At 61.1% G+C, this 18,877-nt stretch carries 18 protein-coding genes, 1 tRNA gene and 1 pseudogene; 15 read left to right on the plus strand and 5 right to left on the minus strand.

Annotated features, from left to right (window positions below; translation table 11 throughout):
• Nucleotide 1 precedes the first annotated feature (1 nt).
• From HX814_RS29240 to HX814_RS29265, 6 genes are all read left to right on the plus strand, one after another.
• Nucleotides 2–1,612, plus strand: coding sequence for a 5-guanidino-2-oxopentanoate decarboxylase (locus HX814_RS29240; protein WP_008436054.1), 1,611 nt, complete (start codon nucleotides 2–4; stop codon nucleotides 1,610–1,612).
• Between the two features lie 12 nt (nucleotides 1,613–1,624).
• Complete coding sequence (locus HX814_RS29245; protein WP_177009363.1) at nucleotides 1,625–3,211, plus strand: ABC transporter substrate-binding protein; 1,587 nt, start codon at nucleotides 1,625–1,627, stop codon at nucleotides 3,209–3,211.
• 165 nt (nucleotides 3,212–3,376) lie between these two features.
• The gene (locus HX814_RS29250) at nucleotides 3,377–4,336 is read left to right on the plus strand and encodes an ABC transporter permease (protein ID WP_008436056.1); all 960 of its coding nucleotides are present in this window, start codon (nucleotides 3,377–3,379) and stop codon (nucleotides 4,334–4,336) included.
• A gap of 3 nt (nucleotides 4,337–4,339) precedes the next feature.
• A complete protein-coding gene (locus tag HX814_RS29255; RefSeq protein WP_003208948.1) occupies nucleotides 4,340–5,167 on the plus strand; it encodes an ABC transporter permease in 828 nt (275 codons plus the stop codon).
• A gap of 2 nt (nucleotides 5,168–5,169) precedes the next feature.
• Nucleotides 5,170–6,789 (plus strand): ABC transporter ATP-binding protein, encoded by a 1,620-nt coding sequence (locus tag HX814_RS29260; RefSeq protein WP_177009362.1) that lies wholly within the window; start codon nucleotides 5,170–5,172, stop codon nucleotides 6,787–6,789.
• A gap of 9 nt (nucleotides 6,790–6,798) precedes the next feature.
• On the plus strand, nucleotides 6,799–7,497 hold the full coding sequence (locus tag HX814_RS29265; protein ID WP_003208945.1) for an NAD(P)H-dependent oxidoreductase: 699 nt from the start codon (nucleotides 6,799–6,801) through the stop codon (nucleotides 7,495–7,497).
• A gap of 124 nt (nucleotides 7,498–7,621) precedes the next feature.
• On the opposite strand, the gene HX814_RS29270 is transcribed toward HX814_RS29265, so the two are convergent.
• Together HX814_RS29270 and HX814_RS31600 are read right to left on the minus strand one after the other, a co-directional pair.
• Nucleotides 7,622–8,698 (minus strand): 3-deoxy-7-phosphoheptulonate synthase, encoded by a 1,077-nt coding sequence (locus HX814_RS29270; protein ID WP_177009361.1) that lies wholly within the window; start codon nucleotides 8,696–8,698, stop codon nucleotides 7,622–7,624.
• A gap of 339 nt (nucleotides 8,699–9,037) precedes the next feature.
• Nucleotides 9,038–9,172: a hypothetical protein gene (locus HX814_RS31600; RefSeq protein ID WP_256344006.1), complete on the minus strand. Its 135-nt coding sequence runs from the start codon at nucleotides 9,170–9,172 to the stop codon at nucleotides 9,038–9,040.
• 145 nt (nucleotides 9,173–9,317) lie between these two features.
• Here HX814_RS31600 and HX814_RS29275 point away from each other — a divergent pair, with 145 nt between their 5' ends.
• Together HX814_RS29275 and HX814_RS29280 are read left to right on the plus strand one after the other, a co-directional pair.
• Nucleotides 9,318–10,070 carry a carbon-nitrogen hydrolase family protein gene (locus tag HX814_RS29275; protein ID WP_177009360.1) on the plus strand — a complete coding sequence of 251 codons (753 nt, stop codon included), beginning with the start codon at nucleotides 9,318–9,320 and terminating at the stop codon, nucleotides 10,068–10,070.
• 13 nt (nucleotides 10,071–10,083) lie between these two features.
• Nucleotides 10,084–10,518 (plus strand): GNAT family N-acetyltransferase, encoded by a 435-nt coding sequence (locus HX814_RS29280; RefSeq protein ID WP_087694876.1) that lies wholly within the window; start codon nucleotides 10,084–10,086, stop codon nucleotides 10,516–10,518.
• A gap of 64 nt (nucleotides 10,519–10,582) precedes the next feature.
• On the opposite strand, the gene HX814_RS29285 is transcribed toward HX814_RS29280, so the two are convergent.
• A complete protein-coding gene (locus HX814_RS29285; RefSeq protein ID WP_003208935.1) occupies nucleotides 10,583–10,822 on the minus strand; it encodes a DNA-binding protein in 240 nt (79 codons plus the stop codon).
• An 81-nt stretch (nucleotides 10,823–10,903) separates the two neighbouring features.
• Here HX814_RS29285 and HX814_RS29290 point away from each other — a divergent pair, with 81 nt between their 5' ends.
• The 5 genes from HX814_RS29290 to HX814_RS29310 all read left to right on the plus strand — a co-directional run bounded on the left by HX814_RS29290 (nucleotide 10,904) and on the right by HX814_RS29310 (nucleotide 14,634).
• Nucleotides 10,904–11,269, plus strand: a complete 366-nt coding sequence (locus HX814_RS29290; protein ID WP_023658724.1) for a helix-turn-helix domain-containing protein — start codon at nucleotides 10,904–10,906, stop codon at nucleotides 11,267–11,269.
• Nucleotides 11,270–11,420: 151 nt separating this feature from the next.
• The gene (gene uvrY, locus HX814_RS29295; protein ID WP_008436066.1) at nucleotides 11,421–12,062 is read left to right on the plus strand and encodes a UvrY/SirA/GacA family response regulator transcription factor; all 642 of its coding nucleotides are present in this window, start codon (nucleotides 11,421–11,423) and stop codon (nucleotides 12,060–12,062) included.
• A 1-nt stretch (nucleotide 12,063) separates the two neighbouring features.
• Nucleotides 12,064–13,902, plus strand: coding sequence for an excinuclease ABC subunit UvrC (gene uvrC / locus HX814_RS29300; RefSeq protein WP_218170317.1), 1,839 nt, complete (start codon nucleotides 12,064–12,066; stop codon nucleotides 13,900–13,902).
• Between the two features lie 32 nt (nucleotides 13,903–13,934).
• Complete coding sequence (pgsA, locus tag HX814_RS29305; protein ID WP_003208929.1) at nucleotides 13,935–14,495, plus strand: CDP-diacylglycerol--glycerol-3-phosphate 3-phosphatidyltransferase; 561 nt, start codon at nucleotides 13,935–13,937, stop codon at nucleotides 14,493–14,495.
• A 63-nt stretch (nucleotides 14,496–14,558) separates the two neighbouring features.
• Nucleotides 14,559–14,634: transfer RNA gene (locus tag HX814_RS29310), tRNA-Gly, on the plus strand.
• 297 nt (nucleotides 14,635–14,931) lie between these two features.
• On the opposite strand, the gene HX814_RS29315 is transcribed toward HX814_RS29310, so the two are convergent.
• Nucleotides 14,932–15,975, minus strand: a complete 1,044-nt coding sequence (locus HX814_RS29315) for an LLM class flavin-dependent oxidoreductase (protein ID WP_102368697.1) — start codon at nucleotides 15,973–15,975, stop codon at nucleotides 14,932–14,934.
• Between the two features lie 344 nt (nucleotides 15,976–16,319).
• Between HX814_RS29315 and HX814_RS31820 the strand changes: the two are divergent.
• Nucleotides 16,320–17,252 (plus strand): annotated as a pseudogene (locus HX814_RS31820) (cache domain-containing protein); the annotation flags it as partial.
• A gap of 129 nt (nucleotides 17,253–17,381) precedes the next feature.
• The gene (locus HX814_RS31825) at nucleotides 17,382–18,110 is read left to right on the plus strand and encodes a methyl-accepting chemotaxis protein (protein WP_371132431.1); all 729 of its coding nucleotides are present in this window, start codon (nucleotides 17,382–17,384) and stop codon (nucleotides 18,108–18,110) included.
• Between the two features lie 42 nt (nucleotides 18,111–18,152).
• Here the strand turns inward: HX814_RS31825 and HX814_RS29325 are convergent, their stop codons facing one another.
• Nucleotides 18,153–18,638 carry a flavin reductase family protein gene (locus HX814_RS29325; RefSeq protein ID WP_087694309.1) on the minus strand — a complete coding sequence of 162 codons (486 nt, stop codon included), beginning with the start codon at nucleotides 18,636–18,638 and terminating at the stop codon, nucleotides 18,153–18,155.
• Nucleotides 18,639–18,877 lie beyond the last annotated feature (239 nt).

Genomic DNA, 18,877 nt, shown 5'->3' on the forward strand with positions numbered 1-18,877 from the left:
AATGCAAAGCAAAACCTTGACGGGCGGCCAGGCCCTGGTGCGATTGCTGGCCAACTATGGTGTCGACACGGTGTTCGGGATTCCCGGCGTGCACACGCTGGAGCTGTATCGCGGCTTGCCGGGCAGCGGTATTCGGCATGTGCTGACCCGCCACGAGCAGGGCGCCGGCTTTATGGCCGACGGTTATGCGCGGGTCAGCGGCAAGCCGGGGGTGTGTTTCATCATCACCGGGCCGGGGGTGACCAACGCCGCGACGGCGATCGGCCAGGCGTATGCCGACTCGATTCCGCTGCTGGTGATTTCCAGCGTCAACCACACCGCCAGCCTCGGCAAAGGCTGGGGCTGCCTGCATGAAACCCAGGACCAGCGGGCGATGACCGCGCCCATCACTGCGTTTTCAGCGGTGGCGTTGAGCGCCGAGGATTTGCCGGAGTTGATCGCGCGGGCCTACGCGGTGTTCGACAGTGAGCGACCGCGCCCGGTGCATATTTCGGTGCCGCTGGATGTACTGTCGGCGCCGATCAAACGGGACTGGAGCAATGAGGTGGTGCGCCGTCCCGGACGCGGTTTGCCATCGGCTGAAAGCCTTGATCAGGCAGTGGCAAAACTGGCCGCGGCCAAGCGCCCGATGATCATTGCCGGTGGTGGTGCACTGTTGGCGGCCGATGCCTTGCAGCGCTTGAGTACGCAGTTGGCGGCGCCGTTTTTCAGCAGTGTCGCCGGCAAGGGATTGTTGCCGGTGGAGCATCCGCTGAATGCCGGTTCGACCCTGTGTGTCGAGCCCGGCTGGCAGCTCATCGCCGAGGCGGATGTGGTGTTGGCCATCGGCACCGAAATGGCCGATACCGACTTCTGGCGTGAACGCCTGCCGATTAATGGCGAGCTGCTGCGGGTGGATATCGACCCGCGCAAGTTCAACGATTTCTATCCTTGCGCCGTCGCGTTGCACGGTGATGCCCAGCAAACGACGCTGGCTTTGCTGGAACGCTTGCCAGCCACGCCGCGCAACGCGGATGCCGCCACCGCTGCGGTCGCGACGTTACGCCAGGCAGTCAGCAGCGGCCATGGTCCGTTGCAACGCATTCACCAGGCGATTCTCGACCGCGTGGCCGCCGAGTTGCCCGCCAATGCCTTCATCAGCAGCGACATGACCCAACTGGCTTACACCGGCAACTACGCCTTTCCCAGCAACGCCACCCGCAGTTGGCTGCATCCCACCGGCTACGGCACCCTGGGCTATGGCCTGCCGGCCGGTATCGGCGCCAAGTTCGGCGCACCGCAACGGCCCGGCCTGGTGCTGGTGGGCGACGGGGGCTTTCTCTACACCGCCCAGGAACTGGCCACGGCCGTGGAAGAACTGGACAGCCCGCTGGTGGTGTTGCTCTGGAACAACGACGCCCTGGGGCAGATTCGCGACGACATGCTGAACCTGGACATCGAACCCATCGGCGTACTGCCGCGCAACCCGGACTTTGCCGCCCTGGCGCGGGCATTCGGCTGCACGGTCAGCGAGCCACAGAACCTGGATGAGCTGCAGACGGATTTGCGTAACGGTTTCAAGCGCAACGGCGTGACCTTGATCGAGTTGAAGCATGCCTGTGTGAACCTTTAGAGGAGCAACACCATGAGCGAAAACAACAACAAAATGACTCAAGCGATGCACCGGCGGGACTTCCTCAAGCACAGCGCCGTAGCCGGTGCCGTGGCCGCCGCGTTTTCCATGGGCCTGCCGCTGCAGGCCTTTGCCGAGGAGGCCACGCCCAAGCCGGGCGGCGTGCTGCGCATGGGCCTGGCCGGCGGCAGCACCACCGACTCCCGCGACCCGGGATCCTGGGTCGACACCTTCACCTTCGTCGGCTTTTCGGCGGTGTACAACACCCTCACGGAAATCGCGGTGGACGGCAGCGCTATCCCCGAATTGGCCGAAAGCTTCGAGTCGACGCCCGACGCGCGCATCTGGACCTTCAAGCTGCGCCAGGGCGTGACCTTCCATAACGGCAAAAGCCTGACCGCTGACGACGTGGTGGCCTCGATCAACCATCACCTGGCAGCCAACTCCACCTCGGCGGCCAAGACGGTGATCGGCGATGTGGCCAGTGTCAGCGCCAAGGGCAGCGATGCAGTGGTGTTCGAACTGCACTCGGGCAATGCCGATTTCGCCTATGTGGTCGCCGATTACCACCTGGTGATCATGCCCGCCAAGGACGGCGCCGCCGACTGGCAGGCCGGGATCGGTACCAGCGGTTATCGCCTGAAAAGCTTCGAGCCGGGCGTACGCATGGACCTGGAGCGCAACCCTGATTACTGGAAGCCGGGCAGGGCACACTTCGCCAGCGCCGAGCTGTTGGCGATTGCCGACGGCGCAGCGCGGGTCAATGCGCTGGTCACCGGGCAAGTCGACGTGATCAACAAGGTCGACCTGAAAACTGTGGCCTTGCTCAAGCGCAATCCCACGCTGGTCATCGAAGAAACCAAGGGCGCCCAGCACTACACCTTCCCGATGTTGTGCGACAGCAACGAGTTCAAGAACAACGACATCCGCATGGCGATGAAGCATGCGATCAACCGCGAAACCCTGCTGGCCTCGGTGCTGCATGGCTATGGCCTGGTGGGCAACGACCATCCGATCCAGCCCGGCAGCCGCTTCATCAACGCCGCCCTGGAGCAGCGCACCTACGACCCGGACAAGTCGCGATTCTACCTGCGCAAGGCCGGTGTGGAGGCGCTGAAGGTGCGCCTGCAAGCTTCCGATGCCGCCTATACCGGCGCGGTGGATGCTTCGGTGCTGTTCAAGGAGCAGGCACGCCAGGCCGGGATTGATATCGACGTGGTGCGCGAGCCGGCGGATGGCTATTTCTCCAATATCTGGATGAAGCAGCCGTTCACCACCTCGTTCTGGTACAGCAGCCTGACTGCCGACCGCATGTTCAGCATCGGCTACGCCAAGGGCGCCGCGTGGAACGAAACTCATTGGGATAACGACCGCTTCAACCAGTTGCTCAACACAGCGCGGGGCGAGATGAACGCGCCGCTGCGCCAGGAGATGTACAACGAAATGCAGAGCCTGTGCCGGGACGATGGCGGGGCGATTGTGCCGTTGTTCGCCAGCTCCGTGGCGGCCCGCTCGAACCGCGTCAGCCATGGACCGCTGACGGCGCCGTATGGGGAACTGGATGGGTTGCGGCTGATCGAGCGGTGGTGGCAGGCGTGAAGATTTCAGAAACGCCACCAATCAAATGTGGGAGCGGGCTTGCTCGCGAATGCGGTGGGTCAGTCTCTATCTGTATTGGCTGACACACCGCTTTCGCGAGCAAGCCCGCTCCCACATTGGTCCTGTGTCGCCTTCGAGAACATGCCCCACTCATGAGAACCGAACATGAATAGCCTATTCAAACTGGTACTCCAACGCCTCGCCCTTGGCCTGCTGTCGTTGTTCGCCGTCTCGGTGATCATCTTCCTGGCGGTCGGCATGCTCCCCGGTGATATCGCCCAGGCCATGCTCGGCCAGTCCGCCACGCCGGAAACCATCGCCGCCTTTCGCGCCCAACTGGGCCTGGACCTGCCGCCCCTGAGCCGGTTCGTGCAATGGCTGCTGCGCCTCCTGCACGGCGACCTCGGCGCTTCCCTGGCCAACCAGCGGCCCATCGCCGAACTGATCGGCGCTCGCCTGGGCAACACCTTGCGCCTGGCGGCACTGGCGGCGTTGGTCTCGGTGCCCCTGGCGCTGGTGCTGGGGATGCTCGCCGCGCTGTACCGCAACAGCTGGTTCGACCGCCTGCTCAACACCTCGGCCCTGAGTGCGGTGTCGTTCCCGGAGTTCTTCGTCGCCTACCTGCTGATCCTGGTGTTTTCGGTCAAGCTGGGCTGGTTTCCCAGCCTGTCCAACCTGGCGCCGGATGCCTCATTCGCCACCATTCTCGAACGTTCGGTGTTGCCGGTGGCCACCCTGAGCCTGGTGGTGATCGCGCAGATGATGCGCATGACCCGCGCCTCGCTGATCAACCTGCTGGCCAGCCCGTATATCGAAATGGCCCGGCTCAAGGGCATCAGCCAGTCGCGGATTATCTGGCGCCACGCACTGCCCAATGCCCTGGCGCCGATCGTCAACGTGATCGCGCTCAACCTCGCGTACCTGGTGGTGGGCGTAGTGGTGGTGGAAGTAGTGTTTGTCTACCCGGGCCTCGGCCAGTTGCTGGTGGACTCGGTGTCCAAGCGCGATATCCCGGTGGTGCAGGCGTGCAGCCTGATCTTTGCCGCCACCTACATCCTGCTCAATACCGGCGCCGATGTGCTGTCCATCGCCACCAACCCACGCCTGATGCATCCCAAGGGGTAGACCATGAGCCTTCTCACACAACTGGCCCGGGCGCCATTGAGCGCGAAGTTCGGCCTGCTGGTCATCGTGCTGTACGTGCTGGTGGCGTTGTTTGCGCCGGTGCTCGCACCTTACGGGGAAACCCAGGTGGTGGGTGACGGGTTTGCGCCCTGGAGCGGCCAGTTCCTGCTGGGCACCGATAACCTCGGGCGGGACATGTTCAGCCGCCTGGTGTATGGCGCGCGCAACACCCTGGGCATCGCTTTTTTGACCACGGTGCTGGCGTTTTTGCTGGGCGGTTTGAGCGGCTTGATAGCCGCGATCAAGGGCGGCTGGGTCGACCAGGGATTGTCGCGGGTGGTGGATATCCTGATGGCGATCCCGCAACTGATCTTCGCCTTGCTGATCCTCAGCGTGGTGGGCACCAATGCCACCTCGCTGGTGCTGGTGATTGCACTGCTGGATTCGACCCGGGTGTTTCGCCTGTCCCGGGCCGTGGCGATGACCGTGGTGGTGCAGGACTTCGTCGAAGCCGCGCGCTTACGTGGGGAAGGGCTGTGGTGGCTGGTCACCCGCGAAGTGCTGCCCAATGCCGCCGCGCCATTGATTGCCGAGTTCGGCCTGCGGTTCTGTTTCGTGTTCCTGTTTATCAGCGCGCTGTCGTTCCTTGGCCTGGGCATTCAACCGCCCACCGCCGATTGGGGCAGCATGGTCCGCGACAACGCGGTGCTGATCACCTTCGGTGACATCAGCCCGTTGCTGCCGGCGCTGGCAGTGGCGTTGATCACCGTCAGCGTGAATTTTGTCGTCGACTGGATGCTGCATAAATCCAGCGGCCTGAAGGAGTGTTGAGGATGGACAAGCCATTGCTGGAAATCCGCAACCTGCAGATTGAAGGGCATTACGAAGACGCCTGGCATCCGTTGATCAAGGGTATCGACCTGACGTTGCAACGGGGTGAGGTACTGGGGCTGATTGGTGAGTCTGGCGCGGGTAAATCAACGTTGGGCCTGGCGGCCATGGGTTTTGCCCGCGATGGTTGTCGCATCACCGGTGGCTCGGTGTGCTTTGACGGTATTCAGCTGTTGCAGGCCAAGCCAGAAGCGCTGCGCAAGCTGCGAGGACTGCGGATTGCCTACGTTGCGCAAAGCGCTGCCGCGTCGTTCAACCCGGCCCACCGGCTGATTGACCAGCATGTGGAAACCGCCGTGATCAACGGTGGCATCAGCCGCGCCCAGGCTGAACGTGAGGCGGTGGAGTTGTACCGCGTGCTGCGCCTGCCCAATCCGGAAACCATCGGCCAACGGTATCCGCATCAGGTCTCCGGTGGGCAGCTGCAACGGGTGATGACCGCCATGGCGATGGCCAGCCACCCCGACCTGATCATCTTCGACGAACCCACCACCGCCCTCGACGTCACCACCCAGATCGAAGTGCTGGCGGCGATTCGCGATGCGGTGAAAACCTTCGGCAGTGCCGCGCTGTATATCAGCCATGACCTGGCGGTGGTCGCGCAGATGGCCGACCGCATCATGGTGCTGCGCCACGGCAAGCTGGTGGAGGAGGCCGAGACCCGCACCATGCTCAGCGCCCCGCAGCAGGACTACACCAAGTCCCTGTGGGCGGTGCGCAGCTTTCGCACCGAGCCCAAGGCCTGTCCCCAGCAGCAGATGCCGTTGCTGGAAGTGCGTCAGGTGTGCGCCAGCTACGGGCATCAGCCGGTGCTGCATGACGTGTCGATGAGCTTGCATCGCGGCCAGACGTTGGCGGTGATCGGTGAGTCCGGCAGCGGCAAAAGCTCCACCGCACGCTTGATTACCGGGTTGCTGCCGGCTACGGCGGGGCAGGTGCTGTATGACGGTGAAGCGTTGCCGGCGGACTTTCGTCGGCGCAGCAAGGAGCAGTTGCGACGGATCCAGATGATCTACCAGATCCCCGATACCGCGCTGAACCCGCGCCAGCGCATCGTCGACATCATTGGCCGGCCACTGACCTTCTACCTCGGCCTCAAGGGCAAGGCCATGCGCGCCCGAGTCGCCGAGTTGCTGGAGATGATCGAGCTGGACCCGGCCACCTTCATGGAGCGTCAGCCCCGTGAGCTGTCCGGCGGCCAGAAGCAACGTATCTGCATCGCTCGCGCCCTGGCGGCCGACCCACAATTGATCATCTGCGACGAAGTGACCTCGGCCCTGGATCAGTTAGTGGCCGAGGGCGTGCTGAAACTGCTCAACCGCATTCAGCAGCAGTTGGGCGTGGCCTACCTGTTTATCACCCATGACGTGGCCACGGTGCGCGCCATCGCCGACGAAGTGGTGGTGATGCAGCGGGGTAGGGTGGTGGACCAGGGCAGCCGCAGCGCGATCTTCACCCCGCCGTATCAGGACTACACCGGCTTGCTGTTTTCATCGGAGCCGGAAATGGACCCCGACTGGCTCGACCATTTGCTGGCCAAACGGGCCGCGCTTACTTCTTGAGGAGTTTTTATGAAGGTGTTGATTGTCCACGCCCATCCCGAGCCGCAGTCGTTTACCGCGGCCTTGCGTGACCAGGCCACGGCTACCCTGCAAGCGCAGGGGCATGAGGTGCAGGTCAGTGATTTGTACGCGATGCACTGGAATCCCGTAGCCAGCGCCTCGGACTTCACCTCGCGGGAGAACCCCGACTACCTGGTGTATGCCCTGGAGCAGCGCCTGGGGGTGAAAAGCCAATCCATCGCGGCGGATATCCGGCAGGAGTTGGACAAGCTGCTGTGGGCCGATCTGCTGATCCTCAACTTCCCGATCTTCTGGTTCTCGGCGCCCGCGATGCTCAAGGGCTGGATTGACCGGGTGCTGGTGTCGGGCGTGTGCTACGGCGGCAAGCGGTTTTATGATCAGGGCGGGCTCGCCGGCAAGAAAGCGCTGGTCACGGTGACCCTCGGCGGGCGCGAGCATATGTTTGGCGAGGGTGCGATTCACGGGCCGTTGGAGGACATGCTGCGGCCGATCCTGCGTGGCACGCTGGCGTATGTCGGGTTTGAGGTGCTGGAGCCGTTTGTGGCGTGGCATGTGCCGTATATCAGCGCCGAGGCCCGGCAGACTTTCCTGCACAGTTACCAGCAGCGATTGGAAGGGCTGGCGGATGACCAGCCGTTGGTGTTTCCGAAGTTGGCGCAGTTTGATGAGGCTCTTTATCCACTTTAGTCAAGTGAATGAAGATCCAGTGTGGGAGCGGGCTTGCTCGCGAAAGCGGCGCGCCAGTTGATGCATGTGCTGGCTGAACCACCGCATTCGCGAGCAAGCCCGCTCCCACATTTGATCTTCATTGTCAGGCGCGATTGTGTGCCCGCAACCGCTCGGCAGCGCTGCGCAGCAGCTGTTCCGTGCCGTCCCAGCCCAGGCAGCCATCGGTGATCGACACGCCGTATTTCATCGACGGGCTCAATGGTTGGCAGCCTTCAAACAGGTGGCTTTCGATCATCATGCCGATCAGCGACGTGTCGCCCTGCAAGCGCTGCTCCAGCACGTCGTTGAACACTGCCGGTTGGCGCAGCGGGTCTTTGCCGCTGTTGGCGTGGCTGCAGTCGACCATGATCCGCGGCGCGACTTTGCTCTTGGCAAGGTCGGCGTGAACCTGGGCCACGCTCTGGCGATCGTAGTTCGGCCCACGATGGCCGCCGCGCAATACCAGATGCGTATCGGGGTTGCCCGGGGTCTGGATGATCGCCGGATGGCCCTGGCTGTCGACACCGAAGTGACGGTGCGGGTGAGCGGCGGAGCGCATGGCGTCACAGGCGATGGCCACGCCGCCGTCGGTGCCGTTCTTGAAGCCGACGGGCATGCCGAGGCCGCTGGCCATTTCGCGATGAATCTGCGATTCGGTGGTGCGCGCGCCAATGGCGACCCAGCTCAGCAGGTCATCGAGGTAGCCGGCAGCCATCGGTTGCAGCAGCTCGGTGGCCACCGGCAGGCCCAGGCGCAGCATTTCACGCATCAGTTCCCGGGACAGGGTCAGGCCTGCGGCCATGTCGTCGCTGCCATCCAGGCGTGGGTCGTAGGCCAGGCCTTTCCAACCGATGGTGGTACGGGGTTTTTCGACGTAGGCACGGATCACCAGCAGCATCTGGTCACTGACTTCATGGGCCAGTTTTTTCAGGTTGCGTGCGTATTCCATGGCCGATTCCGGGTCGTGGATCGAGCACGGGCCGACAATCACCAGCAGGCGTGAGTCTTCACCCTTGAGAATGGCGCGCACGGCTTGGCGATGGGCGTGGATCTGTTCATTGAGGAATGGGCTCAGGGGCAGTTGGTGCTTGAGCTCAAGGGCACTGGGCAAACGCTGGGTCAGCGCTTCATTGGCGCAGGACAGGGTGGAAACAGGCAGAGCGGCGATCGAGGCGTTCATATTCGGGCTTCCTGGGCAAGCGGCGGGCTGTTCCCGCACGCTCTGCCCTACTGGGGTGTTCGACAATTGGCCGTATTGGCTACGTGTGTTGGCTTGCCACCAATAGGTGACCGGTCGGAGGCGGCAGGCTGTCCCGAACGGAGCTTGCTAAATCGCCAGGCGGTGGAGGTGTCGTAGCGGTAATAGGTGGCGTAGTTCATGGCGTGAGTCCTTTAAGTGTTCGGTGTGTGGCAAAAATAATGAAGGGCTTAAAAAACAAAACCCCCGGTCGGGGAGCCGACCGGGGGTTAGATTTCTCTGGTAGGCGACCCCTTGAGTAGTGGGCGCCGATTTCAGGTATCAGGCGCGCCAGTGGCTAAACCAATACCCAAAATAAAAGCTGACCAGTGCGCTCAAACCGCTCACACGGGCAGCCACAACCGAGCGCTGGACGCTGGCAGCAGGGCAAACCTGAATGTGGGTGAGTTGCAACATGGTGTGTCTCCAAATGATGGGGGGAGCTTAACTGAGGCGAGCGGGTGGATTCAATCAGTAATTTCTATTGAGTGTGGGTACTTACGGCTATGACCCCAGTATCGATATGCTGCACCCACCTCACGATGATTGCCTGGATGCGACCATGACGGCCTTGACGATTGCTGCTGCCCAATCCATTTCCATTGCGGGCGACGTACCCGGAAATATCGCGCGTCACTTGGCTTTCATGCGCGTGGCGGCGGAGCACGGCGTGCAGTTGCTGGTGTTTCCGGAACTGTCCCTGACCGGCTATGAACCGTCACTGGCCGCCGGGCTGGCGATCGCGCCCGGCGATGAAGCGCTGGCGCCGCTGCGGGAGATGGCCCGTGAGTTGCGCATCACCGCGGTGGTGGGCATGCCGATTCGCTTGGGAGCCGCCGGTGAGGTGTTGATCGGCGCGCTGGTGCTGGGGCCGGATGGTTCGGTGTCGGTCTATACCAAGCAGCATCTGCATCCCGGTGAAGACGTGGCGTTTGCTGCGGGGCAGGGCGGGGCGGCCCTTGAATGGGGTAACGACCGGATTGCCCTGGCGGTATGTGCAGACTTCTCCCACCCCAGTCACCCACGGCAGGCAGCCGAAGCCGGGGCGAATATCTACGTTGCGGGTGTGCTGATCAGCGAAGGTGGCTACGCTCCCGATACGACGTTGCTACAAGGCTACGCCGCCGAGCACCAAATGCTGGTGCTGATGGCCAATCACGGTGGCCCGACCGGTGGCTGGACCTGCGCCGGACGCAGTGCGATCTGGGGCGCTGACGGCACTTTGATCGCAGTCGCCCCTGGTGTGGGCGATTCGTTGGTGATTGCACGTCGCAGCAGCGCTGGCCAATGGCGCGGGGAACAGGTGGCGATTTAGGAGGCGCAGGCACATGGCGTTTCAACTACAGGCTGCAACCAGCCAGCACCTGGCCTTCGCCCGAACCCTGACCCATCAGGCCATGGGCAACTATTATCGCCAATACGACTTGTCCTGGTCCGATGCCGGGTTCGATAGCGCCTGGGCGGGTCGGGAAAACTGGTTGATCTGTCGCGATACCCAGGTGCTGGGTTTCATCAGTCTGAGTCGTGACCCCAAAGCGTTGTATATCCGCGAATTGCACATCCTTGAGGCGTTTCGTCATCAAGGGGCTGGCGGCTGGGTTATCGAGCAGATGGTGTACAAGGCGCGCGCGGAAGGGCTGGGTCTTTTACGGTTGACCGTTTTCAAGACCAACCCGGCGCGACGGCTGTATCAACGCAAGGGCCTGGAAATCGTAGATGCGGAGGATTGCTTCTGGCGCATGGAGCGCAATTGCCGGCCGTGATCAGGTGTGAGTACTGCCAATTTTGGGAAAACAGGCACTTGGTTTTAATAAGCGCATACTGACTTCAAGAAATGACTTCCTGATCTTGCCTTACGGTTTCGTCCTCAACCGGGATGATCCCGTCCTTCATGCCTAACAGGACCGCGACCTTGTGGGCTTCTCCCCGCCGTCCCTTTTTGCGCCCAGCGAGCACTTGATAAGTGGTTGCCGGGTCCACGCCATGTTCCCGGGCGAACGCTTGAACAGACTTACCTTGATGTTCCAGCCAAGCCTTGGCTTGTGCAGCAGTGCGAATACCGGGCATAGTTCAAAACCGTTCAAGTTTGTGTAAAACGAGATGAGTGTGTCACCTCTTGGGGTGTGCCAAATAGGATCATACATCCAAATGAGTGGAATCGGTTTCCGGTTAAGGCAAGAAAGAGAGCGACTTGGCCTGTCGCAGAAAACTTTTGGTGAAATAGGAGGTGTAGAAGCTAACGCACAGGGGAAATACGAAAATGGCGGCCGTGCGCCCAAGGCCGATTACTTGTCCCGCGTGGCAGAAAAAGGTGTCGATATCCTGTACGTGTTGACCGGCACGCCGACGCCGACCCAACTGGAAAATCTGAGCCAAATCGAAGAAAAAGTGCTGGGCAACTACCGTGCGATGTTCAAGGAAGACCAGGATGCAATCCATCGCCTGACCTCTACCCTGGCCGAGCATTCACTCTCCACCAATGGAAAAAACCGGTCATCGGCCCCGGATTCCTGACCTTTTACCCAGGAAATTGAGCCGCCCGCCACTCGGCGGCGGCCCGTTGTGCATTGAAACTCTATATATATGACGCTTGCAGCTAGGTCTGCGCCGTGGTTTTTTGCTAAGGTGTTCAGCAACCTATAAGACCATATCGCGAGGTGTCTGCTTGATTAGGGTGCTAGTAGTCGATGACCATGATCTCGTTCGTACAGGCATTACACGAATGCTGGCTGACATCGATGGCCTGCAAGTAGTCGGCCAGGCCGAGTCAGGGGAGGAATCCCTGATCAAGGCCCGGGAGTTGAAGCCCGATGTGGTTTTGATGGACGTCAAGATGCCTGGGATCGGCGGTCTTGGCGCCACTACAAAGTTGTTGCGCAGCCATCCGGATATCAAAGTCGTGGTAGTGACCGTGTGTGAGGAAGATCCTTTTCCTACACGGCTGCTACAAGCGGGCGCGGCTGGCTATCTGACAAAAGGCGCGGGATTGGCGGAAATGGTCCAGGCCATTCGCCTGGTATTTGCCGGCCAACGCTACATCAGCCCGCAGATTGCCCAGCAGCTGGCGATCAAGTCGTTCCAGCCCACCAGCGACTCGCCGTTCGATGCGCTGTCGGAGCGCGAAATCCAGATCGCCCTGATGATTGTCGGCTGTCAAAAAGTCCAGTCGATCTCCGACAAGCTGTGCCTGTCGCCGAAAACCGTGAACACCTACCGTTATCGGATTTTCGAAAAGCTTTCCATCAGCAGTGATGTTGAATTGACCCTGCTGGCGGTACGCCACGGCATGGTAGACGCCAGCGCCTGAAATGACAGCCTCTGAAATTAAAGTGCTGTTCGATCCGAGTGCGTTCCTTGCAACCTGCAGTGGCCGTCCTGGCGTGTATCGCATGTTCGACAGCGAAGCGCGCCTGCTCTACGTCGGTAAAGCCAAGAACCTGAAGAGCCGCCTGGCGAGTTACTTCCGCAAGACCGGCCTGGCAACGAAGACGGCGGCACTGGTGGCGCGTATCGCCCAGGTGGAAACCACCATCACCGCCAATGAAACCGAGGCGCTGCTGCTTGAGCAGACGCTGATCAAGGAATGGCGGCCGCCCTACAACATCCTGCTGCGTGACGATAAGTCCTACCCGTACGTGTTTCTCTCGGACGGCGACTTTCCGCGCCTGAGCATCCATCGTGGCGCCAAGAAGCAGAAGGGCAAGTACTTCGGGCCTTACCCCAGCGCCGGCGCCATCCGCGAAAGCCTGAGCCTGCTGCAAAAGGCGTTTTTCGTGCGCCAGTGCGAAGACAGTTTCTACAAGAACCGCAACCGCCCGTGCCTGCAGTACCAGATCAAGCGCTGCAAGGCGCCGTGCGTGGGCCTGGTTGAGCCTGCGGAATATGCCGAGGACGTGCGTCACTCGGTGATGTTCCTCGAAGGCCGCAGCAATGCCCTGGCCGATGAGCTGTCCGGCGCCATGGAGCAAGCGGCCAGCACCCTGGATTTCGAGCGCGCCGCAGAGCTACGCGACCAGATCTCCCTGCTGCGCCGCGTACAGGACCAGCAGAGCATGGAAGGCGGCACCGGCGACGTCGACGTCATCGCCGCCTTCGTCAACCCGGGCGGCGCCTGTGTTCACCTGATCAGCGTGCGCGGCGGCCGGGTGCTGGGCAGCAAGAACTTCTTCCCCCAGACCGGTATAGAAGAGGAGGTCGCCGAAGTCATGGCGGCGTTCCTCGGCCAGTACTACGTCAGCAGCCCCGAGCGCGACCTGCCGAGCGAACTGATCGTCAACGTGGTGCACGAGGACTTCCCGGCGCTGATCGAAGCGATTCACGAACTGCGTGGCCGCGAGCTGGACATCAGCCACCGCGTGCGCGGCACCCGTGCGCGCTGGCAGCAGTTGGCCGTGACCAACGCCGAACAGGCCCTGGGCGCACGCCTGGCCAACCGCCAGCACGTCGCCGCGCGGTTTGACGCCCTGGCCGAAGTGCTCAAGCTCGACGAGCCGCCCCAGCGCCTGGAGTGCTACGACATCAGCCACTCCAGCGGCGAGGCTACCGTGGCTTCCTGCGTGGTGTTCGGGCCGGAAGGGCCGATCAAGTCCGATTACCGGCGCTACAACATCGAAGGCGTCACCCCGGGCGATGACTACGCCGCCATGCACCAGGCCCTGACCCGCCGCTTCAGCAAACTGAAGGACGGCGAGGGCAAGCTGCCGGACATCCTGCTGGTGGATGGTGGCAAGGGCCAACTGTCCATGGCCCGCGACGTACTCAACGAACTGGCGGTACCCGACCTGATCCTGCTCGGCGTGGCCAAGGGTGCCACCCGCAAGGCCGGTTTTGAAACCTTGTACTTGAATGATGCAGCCCATGAGTTCACCTTGAAGGGCGACTCCCCGGCGCTGCACCTTATCCAGCAGATCCGCGACGAAGCCCACCGTTTCGCCATCACCGGCCACCGTGCCCGACGTGGCAAAACCCGGCGTACCTCAACCCTGGAAGGGGTGGCAGGGGTCGGGCCGACACGGCGGCGGGACTTGTTAAAACATTTTGGTGGCTTGCAGGAGCTGTCCCGTGCCAGCATCGAAGAAATAGCCAAAGCTCCCGGTATCAGTAAAAAGCTCGCAGAGTTGATTTATGCAAATCTGCACAGCGAGTAGAATGCCTTCTCACCTCGTAGCCAGTTGTGCCGATGAATATCCCTAATCTGATCACCGTACTACGCGTCCTGCTCATACCGATTTTCATATTGCTGTTTTACCTGCCGTACGAATGGAGCTACATGGCATCCAGTTCGGTGTTTGCCTTCGCAGCCGCCACCGACTGGCTGGACGGTTACCTGGCCCGTCGCCTGGAACAGAGCACGCCGTTTGGCGCGTTCCTGGACCCGGTGGCCGACAAACTGATGGTAGCGGTCGCCCTGGTGCTGCTGGTGCAGGAACACGGCAACCTGTGGCTGACGTTGCCGGCGGCCGTGATCATCGGTCGCGAGATCGTCGTCTCCGCCCTGCGGGAGTGGATGGCCGAAATCGGCGCCCGAGCCCACGTGGCCGTTTCCAACATGGGCAAATGGAAAACCGCGGCGCAGATGCTTGCCCTGGTGATCCTGCTGGCCAACCCGTCGGATTTCTCCTTCTGGGTATTGCTGGGCTACGCCTTGCTGCTGATCGCTGCGGGCCTGACCTTGTGGTCCATGCTGCAATATTTGCGCGCCGCCTGGCCGCATCTGCGCACCGAGGTTGAAAAGAAATAAAACTTTTTTGAATCAAGGGGTTGACGGGTGATGAGGATTCTATAGAATGCGCATCACCAAGACGCGGGAATAGCTCAGTTGGTAGAGCACGACCTTGCCAAGGTCGGGGTCGCGAGTTCGAGTCTCGTTTCCCGCTCCAAACACAAAGAAAAAGCCACTCAATAGAGTGGCTTTTTTTTGCCTGCGATTTAAGGAATAGACGCTTCGGCGTCTTTTTTCGTTTCTACGCAAAACTACTGAAATCCGTCTCCAGCCACTTTTTTTAGTACATTTTTGAGTACATGGAATACGGGCAGTGGGCACAGCGGTTTTTGGGCGGAGCACCCCGGTCCGGCATCGTATACATCTCCTCGACCCGAAGCACATGCCGCATTCCCGCCACCCGAAACAACAACGCCGGCAAGTGCCGGCGCTGTGTGCGGTTCAGGCATTACCCTCAGCGAAATGCCGGCACCACGTGCTTGATAAACAGCTCAAGGGATTTTTTCTTCTCCGCGTGGGGCAAGCTGTTATCACACCAGAAGCTGAACTCGTCCACACCCAGCTCCTGGTAGTACTGGATGCGCGGGATGATTTCTTCAGGCGTGCCAATCATTGCGGTCTTGTGCAGGCTTTCCAGTTCAAACTCCGGACGCCCGGCGAATTTTTCTTCCGGGCTCGGGTCAAGGAAGCCGTTGACCGGCACGGTCTTGTTGCCGAACCAGGCATCAAAGGTGCGATAGAATCGGGCGATTGCCTTGGCCCCGACTTTCCAGCCGTCAGGGTCGTCTACCGCGTGCACGTGGGTGTGACGCAACACCATCAGTTGTGGGCGTGGCACATCCGGGTTGTTGTCCAGGGCAGCCTGGAATTTATTTTTCAGGTCGAGGACTTCTTCGTCGCCCTTCATCAACGGCGTGACCATCACGTTGCAGCCATTAGCTACCGCAAAGTTATGCGAGTCCGGGTCGCGTGCGGCAATCCACATCGGCGGGTTGGGCTGCTGGATCGGCTTGGGCACGCTGGTGGAGGTGGGGAACTTCCAGATGTCGCCGTCATGGGCATAGTCGCCTTTCCACAACGCACGTACCACCGGCACCATCTCGCGCAGCGCCTGGCCGCCGGATGAGGCGGGCATGCCGCCGGCCATGCGGTCGAACTCCACCTGGTAGGCACCACGGGCCAGGCCGACTTCCATGCGTCCGTTACTGATCACGTCGAGCAGCGCGCATTCGCCTGCCACCCGCAGTGGGTGCCAGAACGGCGCGATGATGGTACCGGCGCCCAGGTGAATGGTGGTGGTTTTGGCCGCGAGGTAAGCCAGCAGCGGCATCGGGCTGGGCGAGATGGTGTATTCCATGGCGTGGTGTTCGCCAATCCAGACGGTGCTGAAACCACCGGCTTCCGCCATCAGGGTCAGTTCGGTCAAGTCTTCGAACAACTGGCGATGGCTGACACTTTCATCCCAGCGTTCCATGTGCACGAACAGGGAAAATTTCATGACGCTTACCTCGGATCTATTGTGATCGGCCTGTCGACTGCGGGCCCTTAGGTGCTCTCGCCAATGTGAAGCTTGCCAGTGATGAAGGCTATTCGGCGGATTGATTGTTGGTATACCATAATACGGAATATCTGCAAAACTTTTCTCTCCAGCGGTCGCACATTCACTTCACAAGGAAGGCGAGCTAGATGAACATAAAACAAAAATTGATCCTGGCCTTTGCGGTGATCGCCAGCCTGCCAGTCATTCTGGTGGCAGTGATGATCATCCTCAACGTGCGCCATGAGGCACGGGACGGCTTTATCGACGGCAGCGAACGCGAGATTCGCCAGGTCGACAATGCCATGCAATTGTTTTTTGAAGGTATCAGTCAGAACGTCGCCTACCTGGCGGCGCATCCGCAGTTGCAAAGTATCAACGGTGAAGTGAAACGCTATCTGGCCAGCGACGCCGCCCAAGTCGCACTCGGCGAGCGCGATCAGCAGTTGTTCAAGCTGTTCGAGGGCCTGGCCAAGAGTCATTCGGCCTACACCTACCTGTCACTGGGTACTGAAGATGGCGGCTATGTATTCTGGCCGGGTGACCCGAAACTGGCGAGCTACGACCCGCGCACCCGGCCCTGGTACAAGACGGCCATGGCGCAACCGGGCAAGACCCTGCGCACCGAGGCGTATTACTGGGCCGCCGATGACGTGGTGCTGGTCAGTACGGTGCGAAGCTTCAATGACCGCCAGGGCAACGCGAGCGGGGTGGTGAACATCGATGTTTCCCTCAAGCAACTGACCGACCTGGTCAAACAAATCAAGCTGGGTGACAGCGGCTACCTGATGTTGATGGAAGCCAATAACACCGTGTTGGTGGACCCGAATGACCCGTCTCACAACTTCAAGAAACTTAGTGAGTTGGGCGAGGGTTACCGGCAGTTGAGCGAGGCTGGGCAGGGCCTGGTGCAGGTCGAGTTGGCAGGCGAGCGCTACATGGCGTTTGTCTGGCCGTCCAGGGCATTGGGCTGGCGGTTTGTCGGGGTGGTGCGGGAAAGTGAAGTGATGGCCGGCGCGGCGCGCCTGACCTGGCTGATCGCGGCGATCGCCCTGGTGTGTGCCGTGTTGTTTGCAGTGGTGGGCGCCTGGTTTGCCGGGCTGATCGTCAAGCCGATTCGTGGTGTGGCCAGCGGCCTGGAAGGCATCGCCCAGGGCGAAGGAGACCTGACGGCGCGCCTGCCGGTAAAAGGGCGAGACGAGACGGCACAACTGGCCGGCTGGTTCAACCAGTTCCTCGAAGCGATCCGCACGCTGATCCAGCGCATCGGCCAGGCGGCCGGGCAGATCCACAGCAGTTCGGGGAGTGCCATGGAGGTCTCGGTGGAAATGGCTGAGGTCGCCTCACGCCAACGGGAGGCCGTGGACATGGTGTCCACCGCGTTTCATGAGATGGTCGCCACCTCCAATGAAGTCGCGCGCTCCTGCAGCCAGGCCGCCGACTCTGCCGACAACGGACAGCGCCAGGCGCACACCGGCCAGCAGCAGATCGACGCAGCAGTGAGCAGCGTAGGGCGCCTGAGTGAGGAAATCGGCCACTCCGCCCAGTCCATGGAGCAACTGGAAAAAGACAGCAACGACATCCAGTCGATACTCGGCACCATCCGCTCCATCGCCGAACAGACCAACCTGCTGGCGCTGAACGCTGCCATCGAAGCCGCCCGAGCCGGTGAACAGGGGCGTGGTTTTGCCGTGGTGGCAGACGAAGTGCGGGCCCTGGCCAAGCGTACGTCGGACTCCACCGGCGAGATCGACGGGCTGCTGGGCAACCTCGCCCGGCGTACCCATCAGATGGGTAAACAAATGCATGCCAGCCTGGAGGTGTCCCAGGAAACGGTGGTGTCGATCAACGACGCACGGGCCAGTTTTGGGTTGATTCGCGAGTCGGTGGACGTGATCCGCGACATGAATACGCAAATCGCAACGGCTGCCGAAGAGCAGCACCAGGTGGCTGAAGACATCAATCGGCACATCAGCCAGATTCACGGGGATGCACAGTTGGTGGCGAGCCTGGCTGATTCCACGCGCCAGGATGCGCAGCAATTGACGACGTTGTCTCAGACGTTGAATCAGTTGGTCAGCCGCTTCCGCACCTGACCGGTGGGCGCCCGGGCTGCCGGGCGCCTGCAACGGTAACGATCAGGCAATGGCGGGCAGGGCGCCCATCTTGCCGTGGCAATACACCAGTGGCCCGGCGTTCTGCCGGGGCACGATCAGGTTCTTCACCGCACCGACCATGATTGCATGGTCACCGCCTTCATACTCACGCCACAACTCGCACTCGATCACCGCCGTGGCATTGGCGAGGATCGGGTTGCCCAGTTCACTCAACGTCCATTCGATGCCCTGCGCCTTGTCTTTGCCCTTGCGCGCAAAAGCATAGGCTTCGCTTTGCTGCCCACCGGACAGCACATGAATGGCAAAGCGCTGGTTCTTGATCAGCACCGGATAGGAGTCGGAACTGTAGTTGGGGCAGAACAGCACCAGGGCCGGCTCCATGGACAACGAGCTGAACGCACTGGCGGTAAGTCCGACTATCTGCCCGTCATCATCGAGCGTGGTGATCACGGTGACTCCGGACGGAAACGAACCCATCACTTGTTTGTAGATGGCGGCATCGATCATGGGACGGTCCTCGTAGGGTGAAGCGGATTTTATAGATTTGTAGGTCTGATGGTATACCGTAATACAATCTAATCAAGGGCTTTTTCAGGCGGCCGATGAACGTTGACCTTTGGTCTTATAGCCAATGAATACGGGGGTTAGCCCGCTGAATGAAGAGGGGCCGTGTGGCACAATAGCGGATCAGATGCGTGCCAGGACTACGGATCAGTCTTGTGAAAATGTTGGAATACCATAATATG

It is taken from the genome of Pseudomonas sp. C8002 (assembly GCF_013385765.1).
In the GTDB taxonomy this organism is placed as follows: domain Bacteria; phylum Pseudomonadota; class Gammaproteobacteria; order Pseudomonadales; family Pseudomonadaceae; genus Aquipseudomonas.